Raw genomic sequence first — 23,790 nt, 5'->3', positions numbered from 1 at the left:
GGCCCGCTTACACCATCCGGTACGGAGAGCGCTGTTTCCCTAGCACCCAGGTCCATTTCCGGGGCCGGGGCGTACCGCGTCCGTAGTACGCCCCGCTCCACCCGCTGCTACACCCGCGGGCGGACGAGTCCCGATTCGTACGCCATGACGACGAGCTGCGCCCGGTCGCGGGCGCCCAGCTTGGCCATCGCACGGTTCACATGCGTCTTGACCGTCAGCGGGCTGACGGTGAGCTGCCCGGCGATCTCGTCGTTGGACAGGCCGCCCGCGACCAGTACCAGTACCTCGCGCTCCCGGCCGGTCAGCGACGCCAGGCGCTCGGCGTCCGGCCCCGCGCCGCCCTCCTCGCCGCTCCCCTGCGCCAGGAACCTCGCGATCAGCCCCTTGGTGGCCACCGGCGAGAGCAGCGCCTCACCGGCCGCCGCGACGCGGATGGCGCTGAGCAGCTCGTCCGGCTCGGCGCCCTTGCCGAGGAAGCCGCTCGCGCCCGCCCGCAGCGCCTGGATCACATAGTCGTCGACCTCGAAGGTCGTCAGGATCACCACACGTACGCCGGCCAGCTCCGGGTCCTCGCTGATCATGCGGGTGGCGGCCAGCCCGTCCACGCCGGGCATCCGGATGTCCATCAGGACCACGTCGGGCGCGGCCGAGCGGGCCAGCTCGTACGCCTCGGCGCCGTCCGACGCCTCGCCCACCACCCGCATCCCGGGCTCGGAGTCCACCAGCACCTTGAACGCGCTGCGCAGCAGCGCCTGGTCGTCGGCGAGCAGCACCTTGATCGTCATGTTGTCTCCCCCGTGCGCGCGGGCTGCAGCGGCAGCCGCACCCGTACCTTGAAACCGCCGGCCGGGCGGGGCCCGGTCTCCACCGTGCCGCGCAGCGCCGCGACCCGTTCCCGCATTCCGATCAGGCCGTGGCCGCCGCCGTCCGTACGGTCCGCCGGCTCCTCCTGCCCGTCGGGGCGCGGGCGCGGCCCGGCGGGCCGCCCGCCGCCGTCGTCCAGCACCGTCAGCGTCAGCGCCTCGGCCGACCGGACGATGCGGACCGTGGCCCGGGCCCCTTCCCCCGCGTGCTTGTGCACATTGGTCAGCGCCTCCTGGACGATGCGGTACGCGGTGAGGTCGACCGAGGCGGGCAGGCCCTCGGGGCTGCCGGGCGGCAGCTCCAGCTCGACGGGCAGCCCGGCCCGTACGAAACCGTCGATGAGCTGGTCCAGGACGCCGAGGCCCGGGGCCGGTTCGGTGGGGGCCTGCGGGTCGTCGGACTGGCGCAGCAGGCCGACCGTGGCACGCAGCTCGTCCAGCGCGGACCGGGACGCCTCCCGGACGTGGGCGAGGGCCTGTTTGGCCTGGTCGGGGCGGCTGTCCATGACGTGCGAGGCGACGCCTGCCTGAACGTTGACCAGCGCGATGTGGTGCGCGACGACGTCGTGCAGCTCGCGGGCGATGCGCATGCGTTCCTCGGCGACCCGGCGCCCCGCCTCCTCCTCGCGGGTGCGTTCGGCCCGCTCGGCCCGCTCCTCGATGGCGGCCACGAAGGCGCGGCGGCTGCGGACCGCGTCACCGGCGGCCGCCGCCATCCCCGTCCACGCGAAGATCGCCAGGTTCTCCTGGGCGTACCAGGGCCGGGTACTGGTGAGCATCGCGGCGGCGGTGAGCACCAGGACGGTCAGCGCGCCAATCCGCCAGGTGGTGGGGCGGTCGGTACGCGCGGCGAGGGTGAAGACGGCGATGACCGAGGCGGCGGCGACCGGGGCGCGCGGCTCACTCGTGGCGGTCACCAGCTCGGCCACCGTCATGGCGCAGGTGAAGGCGAGGACGCTGCGCGGGTAGCGGCGGCGCAGTACCAGCGCGGCGCAGGCCAGCGCGGCGAAGAGGACCGCCGTCGGCTCCAGCGGGTGGGCGCCGAAGCGGGGCCCGTACCGGCGGTGCGGACCGGCCGCCGCGCCGATCAGGATCACCGCGAAGACGGCCACCGCCAGGACCGCGTCGAGCACGACGGGGTGCGCGCGGAGCCGGGCGAGCAGCGCGGGCCCGGGCAGCGGGCCCTGTCCGGTGGCGAGGGGAGTCACGAGGAGAAACGGTAGCGCCCCGGCCACCGGGCGCGGCCCGCCGAGGCGGACTGCGGCCCGGTGGCCGGGGCGCGGACCTGCTGGAAGAAGCCGGGCGGTCACGCCCCCTTGTGCTGGGGACGGGGCCGCCGGAGCGGGCTGGTCAGCCCGGGATGAGGCCGTCGTCGCTGAGCATCTCGCGGACCTCTTCGAGGGTGGCGTCGGGGCCGGGGAGGATCAGCTCCGAGGGCTCCAGGGAGTCGTCGGGCAGCGGGTCGCCCAGCCGGCGTACGGCGTCGAGCAGCGCGCCCAGCGTCCGCCGGAAGCCGTCCGTGTCGCCGCTCTCCATCTCGGCGAGCAGCTCGTCATCGAGCTTGTTGAGCTCGATGAAGTGGCTGTCCGCCACCCTTACCTGCCCCTCGCCCATGATCCGTACGATCACGACGGTCTCCTCTGGTCCGGTCCGGCGATCCCGACGAGGCTATCCGCGCCTGCCGGTCACTGCTTGTCGAAACGCGGCTGGTCCTGCTGCGGCGCCTGCTGGGCCTGGCCGCCCTGACCGCCTTCGATGGCCTGCTGCCCGCCGGAGGTACCCCCGGCCAGCTCGGCCTTCATGCGCTGCAGCTCCAGCTCGACGTCGCCGCCGCCGGAGATCCGGTCCAGCTCGGCGGTGAGGTCGTCCTTGGCCATGCCGGTCGGGTCGTCCAGCGCGCCGGACGCCAGCAGCTCGTCGATGGCCCCGGCCCTGGCCTGCATCTGCGCGGTCCGGTCCTCGGCGCGCTGCACGGCCAGGCCGACGTCGCCCATCTCCTCGGAGATGCCGGAGACGGCCTCGCCGATCCGGGTCTGCGCCTGGGCCGCGGTGTAGGTGGCCTTGATGGTCTCCTTCTTCGTACGGAAGGCGTCCACCTTGGCCTGGAGGCGCTGCGCGGCGAGCGTGAGCTTCTCCTCCTCGCCCTGCAGCGTCTGGTGCTGCGTCTCCAGGTCGGTGACCTGCTGCTGCAGGGACTGCCGGCGGGAGAGCGCCTCGCGGGCCAGGTCCTCACGGCCGAGCGCGAGGGCCTTGCGGCCCTGGTCCTCGAGCTTGGAGGACTGGCCCTGGAGCTGATTGAGCTGGAGCTCCAGGCGCTTGCGGGAGGTCGCGACGTCGGCGACCCCGCGCCGCACCTTCTGGAGCAGCTCAAGCTGCTTCTGGTAGGAGTAGTCGAGGGTCTCGCGCGGATCCTCGGCCCGGTCAAGGGCCTTGTTGGCCTTCGCGCGGAAGATCATCCCCATCCGCTTCATGACACCGTCGCTCATGGGCCTCGAGCGCCCCCTTCTGACCGAGTTTCTTCGGGCTTCGGCTCCAGCACATCTACAGACCCCACAGTACGGGCCCGGGTTCCATTACCGCACTGGTTGGACGCGGATGTGCTCCTCCTGCAGGACGATCAGGTACATCCCTTTCTCCGGCGCAGGGAGTAGGCGGGGTACGGGTACCCGGCCTGCCGTTGCCGGATCGTTCCCCTCGGACTCTGGCCCTCCGAGGCCGACCGCGTACCCTTGGGTTTTGTGTTCCGAAGCCGTTCGAAGGATGAGCAGGCCGCGACCGCCAAGGTGACCGCGGACCAGCCCCAGCAGCCACGCGACCCGCAGGCCCCCAAGGGCCGCCCGACGCCGAAGCGCAGTCAGGCGCAGAATCAGCGCCGTACTCGCGCGCAGTCGGCACCGGCCAACCGCAAGGAGGCCGTCAAGGCCCAGCGGGAGGCCCGCCGCGCCGACATGGCCAGGCAGCGCGAAGCGCTGGCCAAGGGCGACGAGCGGTACCTCCCCGTCCGGGACAAGGGCCCGGTCCGCCGTTTCGCGCGCGACTACGTCGACTCGCGCTGGTGCGTCGCGGAGTTCTTCCTGCCGGTCGCCGTGATCATCCTGGTGCTGACCATGGTGCGGGTGCCGCAGATCCAGAGCATCGCGCTCATCCTGTGGCTGGTCGTCATCCTGCTGATCGTGCTGGACTCGATCGCCGTCTGGATCGGCCTGACCAAGCGCCTCAAGGCGAAGTTCCCGAACGAGAACCTCAAGGGCGTCAAGCCCTACGCCCTCATGCGCACCCTCCAGATGCGCCGCCTGCGCCTCCCCAAGCCGCAGGTCAAGCGGGGAGAACGGCCCTGAGCACGGCTTCCTCCGGCTTTGCCGGAGGGGCCGGCCCCTGGCTCGACGAGCTCGGGGGCATCCGGAACACCGTCCGGCAGGAGCTCGTGGCCCGGCAGCTCGAGGAGCAGATCACCGCGCGGTTCCCGGTGGGCCAGCGGCTGCGCGTCCTGGACGTCGGCCTCGGCCAGGGCACCCAGGCGCTCCGCCTGGCCCGCGCCGGCCACAAGGTCACCGGCCTGGAGTCCGACCCGACGATGCTGGCCGCGGTCCGCGCGTCACTGGCCGGTGAGCCGGCCGGCATACAGGAGCGGGTCCAGCTGATCGAGGGCGACGGCCGGGACACCGGCGTGCACTTCCCTGCCGGCACCTTCGACGTGGTCCTCTGCCACGGCGTCCTGATGTACGTCGACGAGCCCGACCCGATGCTGGCCGGGCTGGCCCGGGTCCTGGCACCCGGCGGCCTGCTGTCCGTCCTGGTGCGCAACGCCGACGCGCTCGCGCTGCGCCCGGGGCTGTCCGGCGACTGGGACACGGCCATGACCGCGTTCGATACGCCCCGGTACAAGAACCGGCTCGGCCTCACGGTGCGCGCCGACCGGCTCGCCGCGCTCACCGACACCCTCACGGGGATCGGCGCCCCGCTGCACGCCTGGTACGGCGTGCGGCTCTTCACCGACCTCGCGGCCGACGACGCCGTGCCGCCGCCCGTCGAGGAGCTGACGCGGCTGCTGGCCGCCGAGGAACGGGCCGGACGCACCGATCCGTACCGTGCGGTGGCGGCCCTGCTGCACCTGTGCGGCGTGCGGGGCTGATCCTGCGGACGCCACGCTCATCCTGCGGACGTGAAGGGGCGGCGGACCACTGGGCCCGCCGCCCCTCACGCGTGCCGGGAGCCGCTCAGCCCTCCGCCGCCTCGCCGCTCTCCTCGGCGTGCAGGCTCATCGGGCCGTAGACCTTCACGCCGTCCTCGAACAGGGTCACCTGGTCCACATCACGGTCCAGGAGCGTCTTCCACTCCTCGCCGATCCAGGACTCCGCGTCCCCCTGTGTCGAGAAGTCCTCCGGCGCCTCTCCCGCCGGGGCCTCCGTACCGTCGGCCTTCTCGAACCGCCACGTCCACGCCATGTCCGCCTCCATGTCCCACCGGGTACGTGCTTGCTCGTGCTGGTGCCGTGCAGTGGTCATGTCCTGTGCCGCCGCTGAGGTGTGATGCCCCGTGCTGCGCTCAGGTGACATGTCCCGTACTACTGCGCAAGTACTGATCAGCAGCCTAACGGCCGTGTCGAGACGTCCCCCCGCGCGCCCGCGAGCCGGGGACAGGAGAAAATCGGCGGGTGGAACTGACACTGCTCGGCACCGGGGCCCCCGAGGGCCTGCCCCGCCCCGGCTGCCCCTGCGCTTCCTGCGCCGCCGCCACGGGTGACGCGGCGCGGGCGGCCACCGCGCTGCTCCTGGACGGCGCCCTGCTCCTCGACCTGACCCCGGGGGCCGCCTTCGCCGCGGCCCGCGCCGGGCAGTCGCTCACCAACGTGCGCCAAGTGCTCCTGACGCACCCGCACGAGGGACCCGCCGTCGAGGTGCCCACCGGGGTGCCGCAGCCGGGCCGGGTCGCGGACGGGCGGGAGCTGGCGCTGCTGGACGGGCACCGGGTACGCGCGGTGGCGGTGGACGTGCCGGGCACCGGCTACGAGATCGGCGGCACCTACGGCGAGCGGCTGCTGTACCTGCCGCCCGGCGCCGCGCCCGCCGGTGCCGCCGCCGAGGGCAAGGGGCCGTACGAGATGGTCGTACTGGACGTACTGGGGCGCCCCGACGCGCTGGCCCGGCTGCGGGCGAATGGCGCCGTGGACGCGGCGACCGACGTGATCGCGGTGCACATCGACCACGACACCCCGCCCGGAGAGGAACTGCACCGGCGGCTCGCCGCGCTGGGCGCGCGTGCCGTGCCGGACGGCACGTCGCTGCTGGTCGGCGAGTACCACGCGGTGCCCGACCTGCCGCGCAGGACGCTGGTGCTGGGCGGCGCGCGCAGCGGCAAGTCCGTCGAGGCCGAGCGCCGGCTCGCCGCCTTCCCCGACGTGCTGTACGTCGCGACCGGCGGGCTGCGGGACGGCGACACGGAGTGGGCGGCGCGGGTCAGCGCGCACCGCGAGCGCCGCCCGTCCTCCTGGCGGACCGCCGAGACCTGCGACCTGGTGCCGCTGCTGGCGGGCGAGGACGAGACCGGCTCCGGTGCCGGTCCAGGCCCCGGCTCCGGCTCCGCGGAGAAGACCGCCGACTCCCCACTGCTGATCGACTGCCTGTCCCTGTGGCTCACCCACGCCATGGACGAGGTGGGCGCCTGGGACGACGAGACCTGGGCGAACGGCGGCGAACGGGCGCTGCACGCGCGGGTGGACGAGCTGGTGGCCGCTGTACGCGCCACCCGCAGACCGCTGGTGGCGGTCAGCAACGAGGTCGGTTCCGGAGTGGTCCCCGCGACCCCGGCGGGCCGCCGCTTCCGGGACGAACTGGGCCGCCTGAACGCCTCGTTCGCCGCCGAGTGCGAGCACGTGCTGCTGGTCGTCGCGGGGCAGGCCATTACGCTGCGCGGGTGACGCGCGCGGGCGGCGGCCCGTGTCCCGCTTGCCGGACGGCCTTCCGTACCGTCACCTGACGGCATGGAACCGTTCGACGAGGCGGTGCGCCGCTATCTGCGGGACCGTCCGCAGGCCACGGTCGTGGCGCTCGGGGAGGGCCTGGACACCGGCTTCTGGCGGGTGGACAACGGGCAGTTGCGCTGGCTGACCGTCGAGGAGCCGGCGACCGCCGCGCTGCGCCGGATGCTGCTGCCGGACGGTCCCCGGTGGCGCACCCTCACCGGCCGGGCCACCGGGCCCCAGTGGCCCGCCGCCGTCGCCCGCCCCGCGCTCGGCGTCCTGGTCCTCGTCTTCGGGCCGCCGCCCGCCGCCGGGGCGCTGCGCGAGCTGCGTGCCCTGTGCGCGCGCCGGCTGCCGGGCGCGGCGCTGCTGCTGGAGGCCCCGCTCCGGCGGCGGTACCGGCCGTCCGCGCACCGAGGGCGGCGTTCCCGGTAACCTGCGCCGAATGAGCGCCCTGAACCTCGATGACTTCTCGAACCTGATCGAGCGCCCCGACGGCGGCCTGCGCCGGGACGCCGAGGAGCGGCGGGAGCGCCGCCTCGTGCGCCCTGCCGCGCTGGGCCGCCTGGACGAGCTGGGCGACTGGCTGGCCGCCGTGCAGCAGCAGGTTCCGGTCCGGCCCCTCGACCGGGTCCGTACGGTGCTGTTCGCGGGCGATCACGGGGTGGCCGGGCTGGGCGTCTCGGGCCGCCCCGCGGGCAGCGCGGCGGAGCTGGTGCGCGGGGTACTGGACGGGACGAGCCCGGCGGCGGTGCTGGCGCGGCGGTTCGACGCCCCGCCGCGCGTGGTCGACATGGCCCTGGACTGCGACCCCGGCGAGCTGCCCGAGGACGTCACCCGGCACCGCGTGCGGCGCGGCTCCGGGCGGATCGACATCGAGGACGCGCTGACCGCCGAGGAGACCGAGCAGGCGTTCCGCGCGGGCATGGCGATCGCCGACGAGGAGGCGGACGCCGGTACGGATCTGGTCGTGCTCGGCGATCTGAGCGTGGGCGGCACCACGGCGGCCGGCGCCCTGATCGCCGCGCTGTGCGGCACCGACGCCTCGGTGGTCACCGGGCGCGGCGGCGCCGGCATCGACGACCTGGCCTGGATGCGCAAGTGCGCGGCGATCCGCGACGCGCTGCGCCGGGCCCGTCCGGTACTGGGCGACCAGCTCGCGCTGCTGGCCACGACCGCGGGCGCCGATCTGACCGCGGCCACCGGCTTCCTGCTGCAGAGCGCGGTGCGCCGGACGCCGGTGATCCTGGACGGCGTGGTCTCCGCCGCCTGCGCGCTGGTGGCGCAGCGGATCGCGTTCCGCGCGCCGGACTGGTGGGTGGCCGGGCAGGCCGGCGGCGAGCCGGCGCAGGCCAAGGCGCTGGACCGGATCGCGCTGACCCCGCTGCTCGACCACGGCGTCACGGCCGGCGAGGGCACGGGCGCGCTCCTGGCACTGCCGCTGGTCCAGGCCGCGGCGTCCTTGGCGGCGGAACTCCCGGTACGCCCCGAGGAGTCCACGAAGGAGTGAGCACGCGCCCCGCCAGGGGCGCGGGGCGTGTCGATATGCGGCTCCGCCGCGTGGGCGCGCCCAGCCACAACGGCGCCGCACCCGGCAACGGTCCCGTCGGGGCACCCCCGACTCCGCACCGGCGCGCCGGCCACGGTTAGCCTGCCGCGGTGAGCGACACCACCGACCGACCGGCCGCCCCGACCCCCACAGACGCACTGCGATTCGCATTCGGCACCCTGACCGTGCTCCCCGTACCGCTGACCCGCTGGGACCGCGAGACGGCCCGCGGCGGCATGCTCTGCGCACCGCTCGCCGGGCTGGTCGTCGGACTCTGTGCGGCAGCACTCGGCGCGGGACTGCTCCTGCTCGGCGGCGGACCCCTGCTCGCCGCCGTCGGCACGGTCGCGGTACCGGCCGCGCTCACCCGCGGCCTGCATCTGGACGGGCTCGCGGACACCGCCGACGGGCTGGGCAGCGGCAAGCCGGCGGACGACGCGCTGCGCATCATGAAGCAGTCCGACATCGGCCCGTTCGGTGTGATCGTGCTCCTCCTGGCGCTGCTCGCGCAGGTCGCGGCGCTCCACGAGCTGTACGCGGCGGGCTGGGCGTCGGGCGCTGCGGCGGCCGTGGCCGGCGCGGTCACGGCCCGCCTCGCCCTCACCCTCGCCTCCCGGACGGGCGTGCCGGCGGCCCGTCCGGAGGGACTGGGCGCCGCGGTGGCGGGGACGGTCCCCGTACGCCGGGCGGCGGTCGCCGTACTGGCCGCCCTGGCCGTACTGGCCGGTCTCGGGGCGTACGGAGGCGCGTACGGCGCCCTGCACACGGCCGTCGCGGTCCTCCTCGGTCTCGCCGCCGGCGAGGTACTGCTGCGGCACTGCGTGCGGCGCTTCGGCGGCGTGACGGGTGATGTGTTCGGCGGACTGGCGGAGACGGCCGGGCTGGTGACCATCGTGGTGCTGGCCCTCGGCTGACGCCGCCGCTCACCGGCTCAGCAGGTCTGCCGCCAGGCCGTCAGGTCCATGTCCTTCCGCAGCGAGCTGAGCTTCAGCTTCCGCGACGTCGCGCAGAAGCGCTCCGGCGGCAGCTCGTACTCCACGTGGAAGACGGCCTTGCCCGCACGGACGAACGGAGTGAGCCGCTCGCACTCGTCGTACTGCGCGCACTGCTCGTTCACCGCGAAGTCGAAGTCGCCCACCAGCTCCGGGATCTGGTCGAGGTCGTTCTTCAGGCCGACCGCCATGCCGCGCTCGTGCGCGAGGCGAGCCACCATGCGGTTGAACTCGAGCTGGTCGGCGGCGGTCAGCGGGAAGCCGGAGCGGTTGGCGTAGCCGTCGACGTTGTCCGGCTCGATCGCGTCGAAGCCCTTGTCGCGGCACATGTCGAACCGCTCGGCCAGCAGCGGTTCCAGCACGTCCAGCCGCCGGATGTCCAGCCACCGCTCGCCCTTCCAGCCGTTGGACCGGCCGATGACGGAGCGCGGGAAGTCGCCGGCGTCCGGGCGCCAGTCCTCCCAGGCGCCGACGCTGAGGTAACAGATCACCTTGCGGTCGCGGCGGTGCAGCCCGGCGACGGTGGCCGCGCTGTGGTCGAAGCCCTCGATGTCGTAGACGGGCGCGTCGACGCTCCGGTCGAGGCGGCCGCTGAGCTGCCACTGCCAGTCCGTACCGGGCTTCGGCTGCCAGCGCGCGCCCCGCGCCCGGTCCGTCCCGTCCCCGCCGCCCTCCCCGGGCGGAGCCGTCGTACAGGCCGTGGCGAGGGCCAGCAGCAGCGTGACCAGGCCGAGGGCGTGGGTGAACGGCCGTCTCATGTACCGGCTCTCCTGTCTGCGACGCGGCGCGGTGCCGCGCTCCGCCTTCAGGGACGGTGATCACCGGTGGGTGGTTGCCCGGCCGCGGCGACATCCGGCGGCCCATCCTCCGGATAAATCCGCCATACCACCCCGTAGTCACCCAAGTCCCGGCACAACCAAGGGAGTTCGCTTCGCGGGGCGGCAATTCGGCCGGTCGGAAGGGGGAACGGGTATGGCATCGGGCGGGACCGGGCAGGGCACCCGAGCGTAGGCTCGGCGCCAGCAGCGCCACGAGCGCTCATGGATCCCCGGACGGAACAGGACCTTCAATACCGTGACTGCACTGACCCTCAGTACTTCATCCGCCGCGACGCTGCGCGCGGACGCCGTTGTCGTCGGCCTCGTCAAGGGCGCCAAGGGCCCCGTCGTCGCGCCCGGCGCCGAGGCCGTGGAGACGGCCTTCGACGGCAGGCTCGCCGACGTCCTGGAGACCCTGGGCGCGAGCGGCGCCGAGGGCGAGGTGACCAAGGTCCCGGGCGGCTCCGGGCTCAAGGCGCCGGTCGTGCTGGCGGTCGGTCTGGGCGAGGCCCCGGCCGAGGGCAAGAGTTACGACAACGAGGCGCTGCGCCGCGCCGCCGGTGCCGCCGCGCGTGCGCTGACCGGCACGAAGAAGGCCGCCTTCGCGCTGCCCGTCGCGGACGCCGACGCGGTCGCCGCGGTCTCCGAGGGCGCGCTGCTCGGCGCGTACAGCTTCACCGCCTACCGCAGCAGCAACGGTGACGCCAAGAAGGGCGCGGACAAGTCCGCACCGCTGGCCGACATCGCCGTTCTGGGTGCCAAGCCGCGCGACAAGGCCCACAAGGCCGCCGCCGAGCGTGCGCAGGCGCTGGCCGCGGAGATCAACCGCGCCCGCGACCTGATCAACACCCCCTCCAACGGCCTCACCCCCAAGACCTTCGCCGCCGAGGCGCAGGCCGCGGGCAAGGAGTACGGCCTCAAGGTCGAGGTGCTGGACGAGAAGGCGCTCAAGAAGGGCGGCTACGGCGGCCTCATGGGCGTCGGCCAGGGCTCGGAGAACCCGCCCCGGCTGGTGAAGATCAGCCACACCCACGCCAAGGCGAAGAAGCACCTGGCGCTGGTCGGCAAGGGCATCACCTACGACTCGGGCGGCATCTCCCTGAAGCCGGCCGGCCACAACGAGACGATGAAGTGCGACATGAGCGGCGCCGCCGCCGTGCTCTCCGCGGTCGTCACCGCAGCCCGCCTGGACCTCCCGGTCAACGTCACCGGCTGGCTCGCGCTCGCCGAGAACATGCCGTCGGGCTCGGCCACCCGCCCCGGCGACGTGCTGACCATGTACAGCGGCAAGACCGTCGAGGTGCTGAACACCGACGCCGAGGGCCGCCTCGTCCTCGCCGACGCGATCACCCGCGCCTCCGAGGAGACCCCGGACGCGATCGTCGACGTCGCGACGCTGACCGGCGCGATGGTACTGGCGCTGGGCAATCGCACCTTCGGCATCATGGCCAACGACGACGCCTTCCGCACCTCGGTCCACGAGATCGCCACCGAGGTCGGCGAGCAGTCCTGGCCGATGCCGATGCCCGCCGAGCTGCGCAAGGGCATGGACTCCCCGGTCGCCGACATCGCGAACATGGGCGAGCGGATGGGCGGCGGCCTGGTCGCCGGCCTCTTCCTCCAGGAGTTCGTCGGCGAGGGCATCACCTGGGCGCACCTCGACATCGCGGGCCCGGCCTTCCACGAGGGCGCGCCCTACGGCTACACCCCCAAGGGCGGCACCGGCTCCGCGGTCCGCACCCTGGTCCGGCTCGCCGAGCGCACCGCCGCGGGCGACCTGCTCTGAGAGCCTGTACCCAGGCTCCGACCTGCTGCGGACGCAGTGCAACGAAACGGCCCCGGGCTCCGCGCGCGGGGCCGTTCGTGCGGGCGCGGACAGGTGTTCGCTCTCGACGAAATCCGTAGGTCCGTACGGCTGCGTAACCCGTCCGGGCAGCCGATCGGCGGGCCCCGGGCCCGGCCCGCCGTCCCGCCCGTGTTCAACAAGTGCGAAGATGGGGCTCGGCAGGACAGGGCCCCCCTTACCCAGGGCCGAAGTACTAGCGGCCGAACAACAGCCGCCGTCCGGTCATCGGAGACCGGCTCCGGCGTACCCATGCATGGAGGACGTGACGTGGCGAACGACGCCAGCACCGTTTTCGACCTAGTGATTCTCGGAGGCGGTAGCGGCGGCTACGCGGCTGCCCTGCGCGGTGCGCAGCTCGGCCTGGACGTCGCCCTGATCGAGAAGAACAAGCTCGGCGGCACCTGCCTGCACAACGGCTGCATCCCCACCAAGGCGCTGCTGCACGCCGGTGAGATCGCGGACCAGGCCCGTGAGGCCGCCCAGTTCGGTGTCAAGACCTCGTTCGAGGGCATCGACATCGCCGGGGTCCACAAGTACAAGGACGAGGTCATCTCGGGTCTGTACAAGGGTCTGCAGGGTCTGGTCGCCTCCCGCAAGGTGACCTACATCGAGGGTGAGGGCCGGCTGTCCTCCCCCACGTCCGTCGACGTGAACGGCCAGACCGTCCAGGGCCGCCACATCCTGCTGGCGACCGGCTCCGTGCCGAAGTCGCTGCCGGGTCTGGAGATCGACGGCAACCGCATCATCTCCTCGGACCACGCGCTGACGCTGGACCGCGTGCCGGAGTCCGCGATCATCCTGGGCGGCGGCGTCATCGGCGTCGAGTTCGCCTCGGCGTGGAAGTCCTTCGGCACCGACGTCACCGTGATCGAGGGCCTCAAGCACCTCGTCCCGGTCGAGGACGAGAACAGCTCCAAGCTGCTGGAGCGCGCCTTCCGCAAGCGGGGCATCAAGTTCAACCTCGGCACCTTCTTCGAGAAGGCCGAGTACACCGAGAACGGCGTCAAGGTCACCCTTGCCGACGGCAAGACCTTCGAGGCGGAGGTGCTGCTGGTCGCGATCGGCCGCGGCCCCGTCTCCCAGGGTCTCGGTTACGAGGAGGCCGGGGTCGCCATGGACCGCGGCTACGTCCTCGTCGACGAGTACATGCGGACGAACGTGGAGACGATCTCCGCCGTCGGTGACCTCGTCCCCACGCTCCAGCTCGCGCACGTCGGCTTCGCGGAGGGCATCCTGGTTGCGGAGCGACTGGCCGGTCTGAAGACCGTGCCGATCGACTACGACGGCGTGCCGCGCGTGACGTACTGCCACCCGGAGGTCGCCTCGGTCGGTATCACCGAGGCCAAGGCCAAGGAGCTGTACGGCGCCGACAAGGTCGTCGCTCTGAAGTACAACCTCGCGGGCAACGGCAAGAGCAAGATCCTCAAGACCGCGGGCGAGATCAAGCTCGTCCAGGTCAAGGACGGTGCCGTGGTCGGCGTCCACATGGTCGGTGACCGTATGGGCGAGCAGGTCGGCGAAGCCCAGCTGGTCTACAACTGGGAGGCTCTGCCGGCCGAGGTTGCGCAGCTCATCCACGCGCACCCCACGCAGAACGAGGCGCTCGGCGAGGCCCACCTGGCCCTGGCCGGCAAGCCCCTCCACTCCCACGACTGACCCCCAGTCCGGGCGCGACCACATCCCGCAATTCGTTAGGAGCAACTGAAACCATGGCGGTTTCCGTAACCCTTCCGGCGCTCGGCGAGAGCGTCACCGAGGGCACCGTCACCCGCTGGCTCAAGGCCGAGGGTGAGCGCGTCGAGGCCGACGAGCCCCTGCTCGAGGTGTCGACCGACAAGGTCGACACCGAGATCCCCGCCCCCGCGGCCGGCGTCCTGGCGTCCATCAAGGTCGCCGAGGACGAGACCGTCGAGGTCGGCGCCGAGCTGGCCATTATCGACGACGGCTCCGGCGCGCCTGCCGAGGCTCCGGCCCCGGCCGCTGCTGAGGCCCCCGCCGCGCAGCCCGAGCCCGAGGCCGCCCCGGCCCCGGCCGCCGAGGCCCCCGCCGCTCCGGCCGCCGGCTCCGCCGAGGGCACCGACGTCGTCCTGCCCGCGCTGGGCGAGTCGGTCACCGAGGGCACCGTCACCCGGTGGCTGAAGGAGGTCGGCGAGTCCGTCGAGGCCGACGAGCCGCTGCTCGAGGTCTCCACCGACAAGGTCGACACCGAGATCCCGGCCCCGGCCTCCGGCACCCTGCTGGAGATCGTGGTGGGCGAGGACGAGACCGCCGAGGTCGGCGCCAAGCTCGCCGTCATCGGTGCGGCCGGCGCTGCCCCCGCGGCCGCTCCGGCCCCGGCCGCTCCGGCGCCCGCCGCCGAGCAGCCCGCCCCGGCCCCGCAGCCCGAGCCCGCCCCGGCGCCGGCTCCGGCCGCTCCGGCTGCCCCGGCCGCTGAGGCCCCGGCTCCGGCTCCGGCCCCCGCCGCGCAGCCCGCCCCCGTCACCCCGGCCGCCCCCGCCGGTGAGCCCGACGGCGCCTACGTCACCCCCCTGGTCCGCAAGCTGGCCCAGGAGAGCGGCGTGGACCTCGGCTCGGTCAAGGGCACCGGCGTCGGTGGCCGCATCCGCAAGCAGGACGTCATCGCCGCCGCCGAGGCCGCGAAGACCGCTGCTCCGGCCGCTGCCGCCCCGGCCGCCTCCGCCGCGCCCAAGACGCCGGCGCTGGAGGTCTCGCCGCTGCGTGGCCAGACCGTCAAGATGCCGCGGATGCGCAAGGTCATCGGCGACAACATGATGAAGGCCCTGCACGGCCAGGCGCAGCTCACCTCCGTGGTCGAGGTGGACATCACCAAGATCATGCGGATGCGCGAGAAGGCCAAGGCCGGCTTCGCGGCGCGTGAGGGCGTCAAGCTGTCCCCGATGCCGTTCTTCGTCAAGGCCGCCGTCCAGGCGCTGAAGGCCCACCCGGTCATCAACGCCCGGATCAACGAGGACGAGGGCACCATCTCGTACTTCGACTCCGAGAACGTCGGAATCGCGGTGGACAACGAGAAGGGCCTGATGACCCCGGTCATCAAGGGCGCCGGCGACCTGAACATCGCGGGCATCGCCAAGAAGACCGCCGAGCTGGCCGGCAAGGTCCGCGAGAGCAAGATCAGCCCGGACGACCTGTCGGGTGCGAGCTTCACGATCAGCAACACCGGCTCGCGCGGTGCGCTGTTCGACACGGTCATCGTGCCGCCGAACCAGGTCGCCATCCTGGGCATCGGTGCCACCGTCAAGCGCCCGGTGGTCGTGGACCACCCGGAGCTGGGCGAGACCATCGCGGTGCGCAACATGACCTACCTGTCGCTCTCCTACGACCACCGTCTGGTGGACGGCGCGGACGCCGCCCGCTACCTGACCACGGTCAAGCAGATCCTGGAGGCCGCCGAGTTCGAGACCGAGATCGGTCTCTGATCCCGACCGGCCCTCAGCAGGTGTGACGAAGGGGACGGCCCCGGTTCGTACGAACCGGGGCCGTCCCCCGTTGCGTCCCCGCAGATAATGAACCGTTGGCCTGCCCGTCCCGTGCGCCGGCCCGTCCGCCGCTAAGGAGCACCCGCATGACCCCACCCGTCGTCCATTCGCTGCGCGAGCAGATCCGCGAGCACATCCTCGAGGGGATCGTCAGCGGCCGCTGGCAGCCGGGCGAGCGGATCGTCGAGCGGCGTATCGCGGTGGAGCTGGAGGTCAGCCAGACGCCCGTGCGCGAGGCGCTGCGCGAGTTGGAGAGCCTGCGGCTGATCGAGTCGGCACCGAACAAGGGCGTACGCGTACGGAATCTGACCGCGGCCGACCTGAAGGAGAGCTATCCGGTCCGGGCGGGCCTGGAGCAGGTCGCGGCGGAGCTGGCGGCCGGGCGGCTGGCGGACGACACCGCGGCCCTGGAGCGCGAGGTCGCGGCGCTCACCACGGCCGACGCCGCGGGGGACGGCGAGGCGCAGGTACGGCACACGGTGGCCTTCCACCGCGAGATCATCCGGGCAGCGCGGAACGACGTCCTGCTGCACACCTGGGAGTCGCTGGGCGTGGAGGTGTGGACGACGCTGTCGATCCGCTGGTTCTCGCCCGACCCCCGCTCGCACGCCCAGGACCACCAGGACCTGGTCGACGCGTTCCGGCGGCGCGACCCGAAGATCGGCGAAATCCTCAAGGCACACGTCCTGAGCTGCGCACCTCGGGTCTGAGGAGTCCGGGAGGATCTTGACGGAGGTCGGCGGGCCTTAGCGGAGTGAGCCTCCGGGGGCTCATTTGAGGCTGGCACGCGGTGCCCAAAAACACGACACCCCGTGCCGACCTGCGGTTATTCCGCCCGGAAGCGTTGATCGATCATCGATCAGGGGCGTATCGTCCTCCCTCGGGGCGCGACACCCTGCCTGCCAGCAAAACCTCGCACCTCCCTCCCTCCGTCCGGAAAGGGGCCACCCATGCCCGATCCCGTACGTTCTCCGTACAGCCAGCTCGACCAGCTCCCGGACAGGGATCCGCAGGAGACGGCCGAGTGGCGCGAGTCCGTCGACGCCGTCACCAAGGCAGCGGGCCCGCAGCGCGCGGACTACCTCATGCGCCGCGCCCTGGAGCACACCGCGCGCAACGAAGGCAGCGCGCTCCCCCCGCTCCTGGAGAGCGACTACGTCAACACCATCCCCACCGCCGACGAGCCGGACTTCCCCGGTGACGAGGCGATGGAAGCCCGGATCACCGCCTGGAACCGCTGGAACGCCGCCGCCATGGTGACCCGCGGCTCGCGGTTCGGCGTCGGCGGCCACATCGCGACCTTCGCGTCCGCGGCCTGGCTGTACGAGACCGGCTTCAACCACTTCTTCCGCGGCAAGGAAGGCGACGGCTCCGGCGACCAGCTCTACATCCAGGGCCACGCCTCGCCCGGCATCTACGCCCGCGCCTTCCTCGACGGACGCCTCGACGAGCAGCAGCTCGACAACTTCCGCCAGGAGGCCGGCGGCAACGGCCTCCCGTCCTACCCGCACCCGCGGCGCCTGCCCTGGCTCTGGGAGTTCCCGACCGTTTCCATGGGCCTCGGCCCGCTGTCGGCGATCTACCAGGCCCGCTTCAACCGCTACCTCCAGGGCCGCGGCATCAAGGACACCGCCAACTCGCACGTCTGGGCCTTCCTGGGCGACGGCGAGATGGACGAGCCCGAGTCGACCGCCGCCCTCGCGCTGGCCGGCCGTGAGGGCCTGGACAACCTGACCTTCGTCATCAACTGCAACCTGCAGCGCCTCGACGGTCCGGTGCGCGCCAACTTCAAGATCGTTCAGGAGCTGGAGGCGCAGTTCCGCGCCGCCGGCTGGAACGTCGTCAAATCCCTGTGGGGCTCCGCCTGGGACGAGCTCTTCCAGCTCGACACCACGGGCGCGCTGGTCCGCCGGCTGCGCCAGGTGCCGGACGCGCAGTTCCAGACGTACGCCACCCGCGACGTCGCCTACATCCGCGATCACTTCTTCGGCGCCGAGCCGGCCCTCGTCGAGCTGGCGAAGCTGCTGACCGACGCGAAGATCGCCGAGTGCTTCCACACCGCCCGCGGTGGCCACGAGGCCCGCAAGGTGTACGCGGCGTACAAGGCGGCCGTCGAGTTCAAGGGCGCGCCGACCGTTATCCTCGCGCAGACCGTCAAGGGCTACACCCTCGGCCCGGGCTTCGAGTCCAAGAACGCCAACCACCAGATGAAGAAGCTCTCGGGCAAGGAGTTCCGCACCATGCGGGACCTGCTCGACCTGCCGATTCCGGACTCCAAGCTCGACGAGGAGCTCGTACCGTACGGCCACCCCGGCGCCGACTCCCCCGAGGTCCGCTACCTCCAGGAGCGCCGTGCGGCGCTCGGCGGTCCGGCCCCGGCCCGCCGCCTGCACGCCTCCGCCGCGCTGCCGCAGCCCGAGGAGCGTGCCTTCAAGGCGCTGTACAAGGGCTCCGGCAAGCAGGAGATGGCCACCACGATGGCCTTCGTCCGGCTGGTCAAGGACCTGATGCGGGACAAGCAGACCGGCAAGCGCTGGGTGCCGATCGTCCCGGACGAGGCCCGTACCTTCGGCATGGAGTCGCTCTTCCCGTCGGCCGGCATCTACTCGCCCAAGGGCCAGACGTACGAGCCGGTCGACCGCGACCAGCTGATGTACTACAAGGAGGCCACCGACGGCCAGATCCTCAACGAGGGGATCACCGAGGCCGGCGCGATGGCCGACTTCATCGCCGCCGCGACGTCGTACGCGACGCACGGCGAGCCGATGATCCCGTTCTACATCTTCTACTCGATGTTCGGCTGGCAGCGCACCGCCGACCAGATGTGGCAGCTCGCCGACCAGCTCGGCAAGGGCTTCATCGTGGGTGCCACCGCCGGCCGTACGACGCTGACCGGTGAGGGCCTCCAGCACGCCGACGGCCACTCGCACCTGACCGCGTCCACGAACCCGGCGTCGCTCAACTACGACCCGGCCTTCGCGTACGAGATCGCGGTGATCGTCAAGGACGGTCTGCGCCGGATGTACGGCGAGACCGCCCCCGGCGAAGACTCGAACGTCTTCTACTACCTCACCGTCTACAACGAGCCCAAGCAGCAGCCGGCCATGCCGGAGGGCGTCGAAGAGGGCATCGTCAAGGGCCTGTACCGCTTCAAGGAGGCCGAGGGCGCGACCGACAAGGCCCCGCGCACCCAGCTCCTGGCCTCCGGCACCGCGATCCACTGGGCCCTGGAGGCGCAGCGGATCCTCGCCGAGGAGTGGGACGTGGCCGCCGACGTGTGGTCCGCCACCTCCTGGGGCGAGCTGCGCCGCGACGCGCTGGAGTGCGACACCGCACGCCTGAAGGGCGAGGAGCGCGTTCCCTACGTGACCCGTGCGCTGGCCGGTGCCGAGGGCCCGGTCGTCGCGGTCAGCGACTGGATGCGGGCCGTGCCCGACCAGATCGCCCCCTGGGTCGAGCAGGACTGGGTCTCCATCGGCACCGACGGCTTCGGCCTCTCCGACACCCGTGAGGCCGCCCGCCGCCACTTCGGCGTCGACCCGCAGTCCGTCGTCGTCCAGGTCCTCGCGGCGCTCTCCCGGCGCGGCGAGGTCAAGGCGGAGACGGTCAAGGAGGCCGCCGAGAAGTACGGCCTGTGAGCCGTGCCTGACGTACGGCTTGCGGGCCGTGCCTGAAGCAACATCGGGGCCGTAGCGCTCCGGTGGGCGTCGGGGCCGTGAGGGAGCCCCGGCGCCACCCCTCCCGCGTACGGGCCGCGTGCCCGTACGCCCCACCACTCCCGTGCGGAGGCAATCCACCCGCGCCCGGACCTCCGCACGGGAACCTTTCGCCACCTCGTTGTCAGTGCCGGGCGGCATCATGAACGCATGCGTGCTGCCCGGCTGATCAAGATGGTGCTGCTGCTCCAGTCCCGGCCCTCGATGACGGGGGCCGAGCTGGCGCGCGAGCTGGAGGTCTCCGAGCGCACGGTCGCCCGGGACGTCCTCTCCCTGTCCGAGGCCGGCATCCCCGTCTACGCGGACCGCGGCCGGACCGGCGGCTACCGCCTCATCGGCGGATACCGCACCCGCCTCACCGGCCTCGGCCGCAGCGAGGCCGAGGCCCTCTTCCTCTCCGGCGTCCCCTCGGCGCTGCGCGAGCTGGGCCTGGCCGACGCCGCCTCCGCCGCCCGCCTCAAGGTCTCCGCGGCCCTCCTCCCCGAGCTGCGCGACGCCGCGACGGGCGCCGCGCAGCGCTTTCATCTGGACGCGCCCGGGTGGTATCAGGCACCGGAGACTCCGCCCCTGCTCCCGGCCATCGCGGATGCCGTATGGGACGACCGCTGGATCACGGCCCGCTACCGCCGCAAGGACACCGAGGTCGAACGCGAACTCGCGCCGTACGGGCTCGTGCTCAAGGCGGGGGTCTGGTATCTCGCGGCCCGCGCGGAGGGCGCGCGCGACACCGACGGGGAGGAGCACGGCGGCTTCCGGGTCTACCGCGTGGAGCGCTTCACCGCCGTCGCCGCCGGCGAGGACCGCTTCATCCGCGACCCGGACTTCGACCTGCCCGCCTTCTGGGAGGAGCGTGCCGCCCAGTTCGCCCGCTCGATCCTGCGCGAGGAGGTGACCGTACGGCTCACGCCCGCGGGCGCGCGACGGCTCCCGCATGTGACGGACCGTACGGCGGCCGCGGAGGCCATGGCGGCCGCCGGGGCCCCCGACGACCAGGGGCGGATCACCGTCACCCTCGCCGTCGAGGCCCTCGACGTCGCCTACGGCCAGCTGCTCGGACTCGGCCCGGAGGCGGAGCTGCTCGGGCCGCCGGAGCTGCGCGAACGGTTCGCGGAGGCGGCACGGCGCACGCACGGGTTGTACGAGTAGCCGCGCCGCCGCCGGGTCACCGGTATCCCGTCACATCCGCCGGCTTCCCCGCCCGCTCGACCTCTTCGATGTACCGCCAGGCGTCCGGTGCCGAGCCGTCCGCGTCCGTGAAGCCGTACGCCTTCGCCAGCCCGCCGCTGGACAGCGACTGTCCGTTCCACCGCGCCACGTCCGGATCGGTGGCCAGCGCCGCCAGTGCGCGCCCCACGAACACCGGCGTCTCGGAGATCGCGAAGTGCGGGTTCTGCGCACAGCCGTCCCGCCAGTTCTCCTCCGTCACCTTGAAGTACGTGTCGAGCATCGCCTCCGAGCGCAGCCACCCCGGCGTGAGGCAGACCGCCGTACAGCCGTACTCCGCCAGCTCCTCCCCCAGGTCCCGCGCGATCCGGATCGGCGCGCTCTTGGCGAGGTCGTAGTAGAGCGGCTTGCGGTACTCGCGGTTGGACTCGGCCGTGCCGTCCGTCACCTCCACGACCAGCCCGCCGCGCCGCCGGATCAGCAGCGGCAGCGCGTACCGGCTGGTGATCAGGTGGCTCTCGACGCCCAGCCGCAGCACCCGCAGCCCCTTGCCGAGGTCGTGCTCCCACGCCTTCTTGTCCCACTCGACGTGCCGGTCACCGCCCCACAGGTCGTTGACCAGCACGTCCAGCCGCCCGTGGTCCCGCTCGATCCGCTCCACCAGCGCGCGTACATGCGCCGGCTCCAGATGATCGACCCGTACCGCGATCCCGGTGCCTCCTGCTGCGGTCACCCGCTCCGCCGTTCCCTCGATCGTCTCGGTCGCCCGGCCGACCTCGCTGACGTGGTCCCGCGTCGTCCGTCCCGTGACATAGACGACCGCGCCGGCCCGGCCCAGCTCGACCGCCATCGCCCGCCCCGCGCCCCGCGTGGCCCCGGCGACGAGCGCCACCTTCCCCGTCAGCGGTCGCCCTTCCTGCCCGTCGTTGTCCGTCCCGTTCCGCATTTCGCTCTCCATACCGCGACCCTCGCACCCAAACCCGTCACCTCCTGTCCGCTTTTCCGGTGAATTCCGTGTCGGTAACGACCCGGACGGATGCCCGCGCTCCGCGTGCGCGGCCGGGCGGCAAGCTGGATGCTGGACCCTGTGATGGACGAGACGGAGTTCTGGGAGCTGATCGACGACTCCCGCGAGGCGGCCGAGGACGACCCCGAGGAACAGGCAGATCTGCTGATCGAGCGGCTGATGCGGCTCGATCCCGACGCCGTGATCGACTTCGCCCGGCACTTCGAGGCGCGCTACAACCGCGCCTACACCTGGGACTTGTGGGCCGCCGCCGTGATCCTGCTGGACGGCGCGAGCGACGACGCCTTCGACTACTTCCGCTGCTGGCTGATCGGCCAGGGCCGGGAGGTCTTCGAGGGCGCGCTGCACGACCCCGACCGGCTGGCCGACCTGCTCCCGGACTTCGACGAGGAGGAGGACGGCGACGCGGAGGACCTGGGGTACGCGGCGGACGAGGCGTACGAACGCCTCACCGGCACCGTGATGCCCGACCTCGGCATCGCCCCGGCGCCCCGCGAACCCCTCGGCACCGTCATCGACTTCGAGGACGACCGGGCCCTGGAGGAACGCTTCCCCGCCCTGTGGGAACGCTTCCGGGGCGCGTCGTACGAGTAAGGCGGGCGGCCGGGGTCCCTCCGGCCCAGCCCCGTCCTGCGGCAGCGTCCCTCAGACCGCGGTCCGTCCGGCCTCCGGGTCCCTCAGCCCGTTCTCCGTGCGGCGGCAGGGTCCCTCGGCCCCTGGTCCGTCCGGCAGCAGGGCGCCTCAGCCCGTGGTGGCCCCGTCCAGCCACCGCCCCATCAGCACGTCGTCCACGTACTGCCCGTCCAGCCGGAACTCCCCCGGCAGTACGCCCTCCACCCGGAACCCCGCAGACTCGTACAGCCGCCGGGCCGGCGTGTTGTGCCCCAGCACCCGCAGCGTCATCCGCTCCGCGCCCTCCGCCACCGCCCGGCCGATCGCCGCGTCGAGCAGCGCGCGGGCCACCCCGCGGCCGCGCGCCCACCCGTCCACGGCCAGGCCCTGTATCTGCCGCACATGCGCATTGGAGGCCAGCGGAATCGGCCGTACCAGGCGCAGGTACCCGGCCGTCCGGCCGTCCGCCTCCGCCACCAGGAAGTCGTCCGGCACATGCCAGGCGTCGAAGAACGGGTCGTACGGCGGCACCGGGCGCGGCTGAACGGAGTGCAGCGGCGACCAGGTCCGCCGGTCCAGCGCCCCCAGCGCCGCCTCGTCGGCGGGCACGGCAGTACGTACGATCGGCTCGGGCATGCCGGTCACTGTGCCACGCGTGCGCCGCCACGGGCAGTATGGGAACCATGCGGATCGCGATCACCGGCTCGACCGGTCTCATCGGCACGGCGCTCCTGCGGTCACTGCGCGCGGACGGCCACGAGGTGCTGCGCCTCGTCCGGCACACGCCACGCGCCGCCGACGAAGTGGCCTGGGATCCCGAACGGCAGACGGTCGACGCCGCGTCGCTCGCCGGCTGCGACTCCGTGGTCCACCTCGCGGGCGCGGGAATCGGCGACCAGCGCTGGACGTCCGCCCACAAGAAGCGGATCCGCGACAGCAGGGTGCTCGGCACCGCCGCGATCGCCGAGGCCCTCGCCTCCCTCGACGCCCCGCCGCGCTCCTTCGTCTGCGGCAGCGCGATCGGTTACTACGGCGACACCGGCGAGCGCCGCGTGGACGAAACCGCCCCGCCCGGCGACGACTTCCTGGCCAAGGTCTGCGTCGAGTGGGAGGCGGCCGCCGACCCGGCCGTCGAAGCCGGTATCCGTACGACCTTCCCGCGCACCGGCCTGGTCGTCTCGCGCACCGGCGGCGCCTGGGGCCGGCTCTTCCCGCTGTTCAAGGCCGGACTCGGCGGCCGCCTGGGCGACGGCAGCCAGTACTGGTCGTTCATCTCGCTCCACGACCACATCCGCGCCCTGCGCCACCTCATCGACGACGAGGCCCTGTCGGGCCCGGTGAACCTCACGGCCCCCGAGCCGGTCACCAACCGCGCGGCAACGGCCGCCATGGGCAAGGCCCTCCACCGCCCCACCCTCCTCACCGTCCCCCCACCGGCCCTCCGCCTGGCCCTCGGCGACCTCGCCACCAACATCCTCCAAAGCCAACGAGTCATCCCCACCCGCCTCTTGGAAAACGGCTTCACCTTCACCCACCCGACGATCGCCTCGGCAATCGCTGCCGCGTAGCAGGGTCGCGGCCGGGGCGGGCGCGGGACGGGTGGCGGGATCGGGCCCGAGGCGGGCGCGGGGCTGGGGCCGGGGCGGGCGCGGGGCCGGGGCGAGCGCGGGGCCGGGGCAGGGCGCGGCGCTCGCTCCTATCCCCCTATCCCCGCCCCGGGGGCCCTCCCCCACCCCACCCCCCCCGC

General features: G+C 73.0%; 22 protein-coding genes. 14 read left to right on the top strand and 8 right to left on the bottom strand.

What is annotated here, in order from left to right:
• Window positions 1-107: 107 nt before the first annotated feature.
• The 4 genes from IG84_RS0115695 to IG84_RS0115680 all read right to left on the bottom strand — a co-directional run bounded on the left by IG84_RS0115695 (window position 108) and on the right by IG84_RS0115680 (window position 3,334).
• A complete protein-coding gene (locus tag IG84_RS0115695; protein WP_031056735.1) occupies window positions 108-785 on the bottom strand; it encodes a response regulator in 678 nt (225 codons plus the stop codon).
• The gene (locus tag IG84_RS0115690) at window positions 782-2,071 is read right to left on the bottom strand and encodes a sensor histidine kinase (protein ID WP_031056732.1); all 1,290 of its coding nucleotides are present in this window, start codon (window positions 2,069-2,071) and stop codon (window positions 782-784) included. The genes IG84_RS0115695 and IG84_RS0115690 overlap by 4 nt, the downstream gene beginning before the upstream one ends.
• A gap of 142 nt (window positions 2,072-2,213) precedes the next feature.
• The gene (gene pspAA, locus IG84_RS0115685) at window positions 2,214-2,492 is read right to left on the bottom strand and encodes a PspA-associated protein PspAA (RefSeq protein WP_031056729.1); all 279 of its coding nucleotides are present in this window, start codon (window positions 2,490-2,492) and stop codon (window positions 2,214-2,216) included.
• Window positions 2,493-2,548: 56 nt separating this feature from the next.
• Window positions 2,549-3,334, bottom strand: coding sequence for a PspA/IM30 family protein (locus IG84_RS0115680; RefSeq protein WP_031056726.1), 786 nt, complete (start codon window positions 3,332-3,334; stop codon window positions 2,549-2,551).
• A gap of 267 nt (window positions 3,335-3,601) precedes the next feature.
• Here IG84_RS0115680 and IG84_RS0115675 point away from each other — a divergent pair, with 267 nt between their 5' ends.
• Window positions 3,602-4,201, top strand: coding sequence for a DUF3043 domain-containing protein (locus IG84_RS0115675; protein ID WP_078648854.1), 600 nt, complete (start codon window positions 3,602-3,604; stop codon window positions 4,199-4,201).
• A gap of 86 nt (window positions 4,202-4,287) precedes the next feature.
• Complete coding sequence (locus tag IG84_RS0115670; protein ID WP_031056720.1) at window positions 4,288-4,995, top strand: class I SAM-dependent methyltransferase; 708 nt, start codon at window positions 4,288-4,290, stop codon at window positions 4,993-4,995.
• 85 nt (window positions 4,996-5,080) lie between these two features.
• Here the strand turns inward: IG84_RS0115670 and IG84_RS0115665 are convergent, their stop codons facing one another.
• Window positions 5,081-5,308 (bottom strand): hypothetical protein, encoded by a 228-nt coding sequence (locus IG84_RS0115665; RefSeq protein WP_031056718.1) that lies wholly within the window; start codon window positions 5,306-5,308, stop codon window positions 5,081-5,083.
• Window positions 5,309-5,517: 209 nt separating this feature from the next.
• Between IG84_RS0115665 and IG84_RS0115660 the strand changes: the two genes are divergently transcribed.
• From IG84_RS0115660 to IG84_RS0115645, 4 genes are all read left to right on the top strand, one after another.
• On the top strand, window positions 5,518-6,780 hold the full coding sequence (locus IG84_RS0115660; protein ID WP_031056715.1) for a bifunctional adenosylcobinamide kinase/adenosylcobinamide-phosphate guanylyltransferase: 1,263 nt from the start codon (window positions 5,518-5,520) through the stop codon (window positions 6,778-6,780).
• 63 nt (window positions 6,781-6,843) lie between these two features.
• A complete protein-coding gene (locus IG84_RS0115655) occupies window positions 6,844-7,257 on the top strand; it encodes a hypothetical protein (RefSeq protein WP_051861762.1) in 414 nt (137 codons plus the stop codon).
• A gap of 10 nt (window positions 7,258-7,267) precedes the next feature.
• On the top strand, window positions 7,268-8,332 hold the full coding sequence (locus IG84_RS0115650) for a nicotinate-nucleotide--dimethylbenzimidazole phosphoribosyltransferase (protein WP_031056709.1): 1,065 nt from the start codon (window positions 7,268-7,270) through the stop codon (window positions 8,330-8,332).
• A 149-nt stretch (window positions 8,333-8,481) separates the two neighbouring features.
• The gene (locus IG84_RS0115645; protein WP_031056708.1) at window positions 8,482-9,285 is read left to right on the top strand and encodes an adenosylcobinamide-GDP ribazoletransferase; all 804 of its coding nucleotides are present in this window, start codon (window positions 8,482-8,484) and stop codon (window positions 9,283-9,285) included.
• Between the two features lie 17 nt (window positions 9,286-9,302).
• On the opposite strand, the gene IG84_RS0115640 is transcribed toward IG84_RS0115645, so the two are convergent.
• Entirely contained in the window at window positions 9,303-10,121 is an 819-nt protein-coding gene (locus IG84_RS0115640; RefSeq protein WP_031056707.1) for an endo alpha-1,4 polygalactosaminidase, read from the bottom strand.
• 316 nt (window positions 10,122-10,437) lie between these two features.
• Here IG84_RS0115640 and IG84_RS0115635 point away from each other — a divergent pair, with 316 nt between their 5' ends.
• The 6 genes from IG84_RS0115635 (at window position 10,438) to IG84_RS0115610 (ending at window position 20,386) form a co-directional block, all read left to right on the top strand.
• On the top strand, window positions 10,438-11,967 hold the full coding sequence (locus IG84_RS0115635) for a leucyl aminopeptidase (RefSeq protein WP_031056706.1): 1,530 nt from the start codon (window positions 10,438-10,440) through the stop codon (window positions 11,965-11,967).
• A gap of 327 nt (window positions 11,968-12,294) precedes the next feature.
• A complete protein-coding gene (lpdA, locus tag IG84_RS0115630; RefSeq protein WP_030256793.1) occupies window positions 12,295-13,683 on the top strand; it encodes a dihydrolipoyl dehydrogenase in 1,389 nt (462 codons plus the stop codon).
• A gap of 53 nt (window positions 13,684-13,736) precedes the next feature.
• A complete protein-coding gene (gene sucB / locus IG84_RS0115625) occupies window positions 13,737-15,464 on the top strand; it encodes a 2-oxoglutarate dehydrogenase, E2 component, dihydrolipoamide succinyltransferase (protein ID WP_031056704.1) in 1,728 nt (575 codons plus the stop codon).
• A 146-nt stretch (window positions 15,465-15,610) separates the two neighbouring features.
• Window positions 15,611-16,234, top strand: a complete 624-nt coding sequence (locus IG84_RS0115620) for a GntR family transcriptional regulator (protein ID WP_031056701.1) — start codon at window positions 15,611-15,613, stop codon at window positions 16,232-16,234.
• Between the two features lie 240 nt (window positions 16,235-16,474).
• On the top strand, window positions 16,475-19,162 hold the full coding sequence (aceE, locus tag IG84_RS0115615) for a pyruvate dehydrogenase (acetyl-transferring), homodimeric type (RefSeq protein ID WP_031056700.1): 2,688 nt from the start codon (window positions 16,475-16,477) through the stop codon (window positions 19,160-19,162).
• 228 nt (window positions 19,163-19,390) lie between these two features.
• A complete protein-coding gene (locus IG84_RS0115610) occupies window positions 19,391-20,386 on the top strand; it encodes a helix-turn-helix transcriptional regulator (protein ID WP_031056697.1) in 996 nt (331 codons plus the stop codon).
• 16 nt (window positions 20,387-20,402) lie between these two features.
• Here the strand turns inward: IG84_RS0115610 and IG84_RS0115605 are convergent, their stop codons facing one another.
• Window positions 20,403-21,350, bottom strand: a complete 948-nt coding sequence (locus IG84_RS0115605) for an SDR family oxidoreductase (RefSeq protein ID WP_051861789.1) — start codon at window positions 21,348-21,350, stop codon at window positions 20,403-20,405.
• A 144-nt stretch (window positions 21,351-21,494) separates the two neighbouring features.
• Here IG84_RS0115605 and IG84_RS0115600 point away from each other — a divergent pair, with 144 nt between their 5' ends.
• Window positions 21,495-22,025, top strand: a complete 531-nt coding sequence (locus tag IG84_RS0115600) for a DUF4240 domain-containing protein (RefSeq protein WP_031056693.1) — start codon at window positions 21,495-21,497, stop codon at window positions 22,023-22,025.
• Between the two features lie 147 nt (window positions 22,026-22,172).
• Here IG84_RS0115600 and IG84_RS0115595 read toward each other — a convergent pair whose 3' ends face one another.
• Window positions 22,173-22,679: a GNAT family N-acetyltransferase gene (locus IG84_RS0115595; protein WP_031056689.1), complete on the bottom strand. Its 507-nt coding sequence runs from the start codon at window positions 22,677-22,679 to the stop codon at window positions 22,173-22,175.
• Window positions 22,680-22,717: 38 nt separating this feature from the next.
• Here IG84_RS0115595 and IG84_RS0115590 point away from each other — a divergent pair, with 38 nt between their 5' ends.
• A complete protein-coding gene (locus IG84_RS0115590) occupies window positions 22,718-23,611 on the top strand; it encodes a TIGR01777 family oxidoreductase (RefSeq protein ID WP_031056686.1) in 894 nt (297 codons plus the stop codon).
• Window positions 23,612-23,790 lie beyond the last annotated feature (179 nt).

It is taken from the genome of Streptomyces ochraceiscleroticus (genome assembly GCF_000720485.1).
Lineage (GTDB): Bacteria > Actinomycetota > Actinomycetes > Streptomycetales > Streptomycetaceae > Streptomyces > Streptomyces ochraceiscleroticus.
The sequence above is the reverse complement of the archived record's forward strand: the minus strand, read 5'-3'. Positions and strand labels throughout refer to the sequence as shown.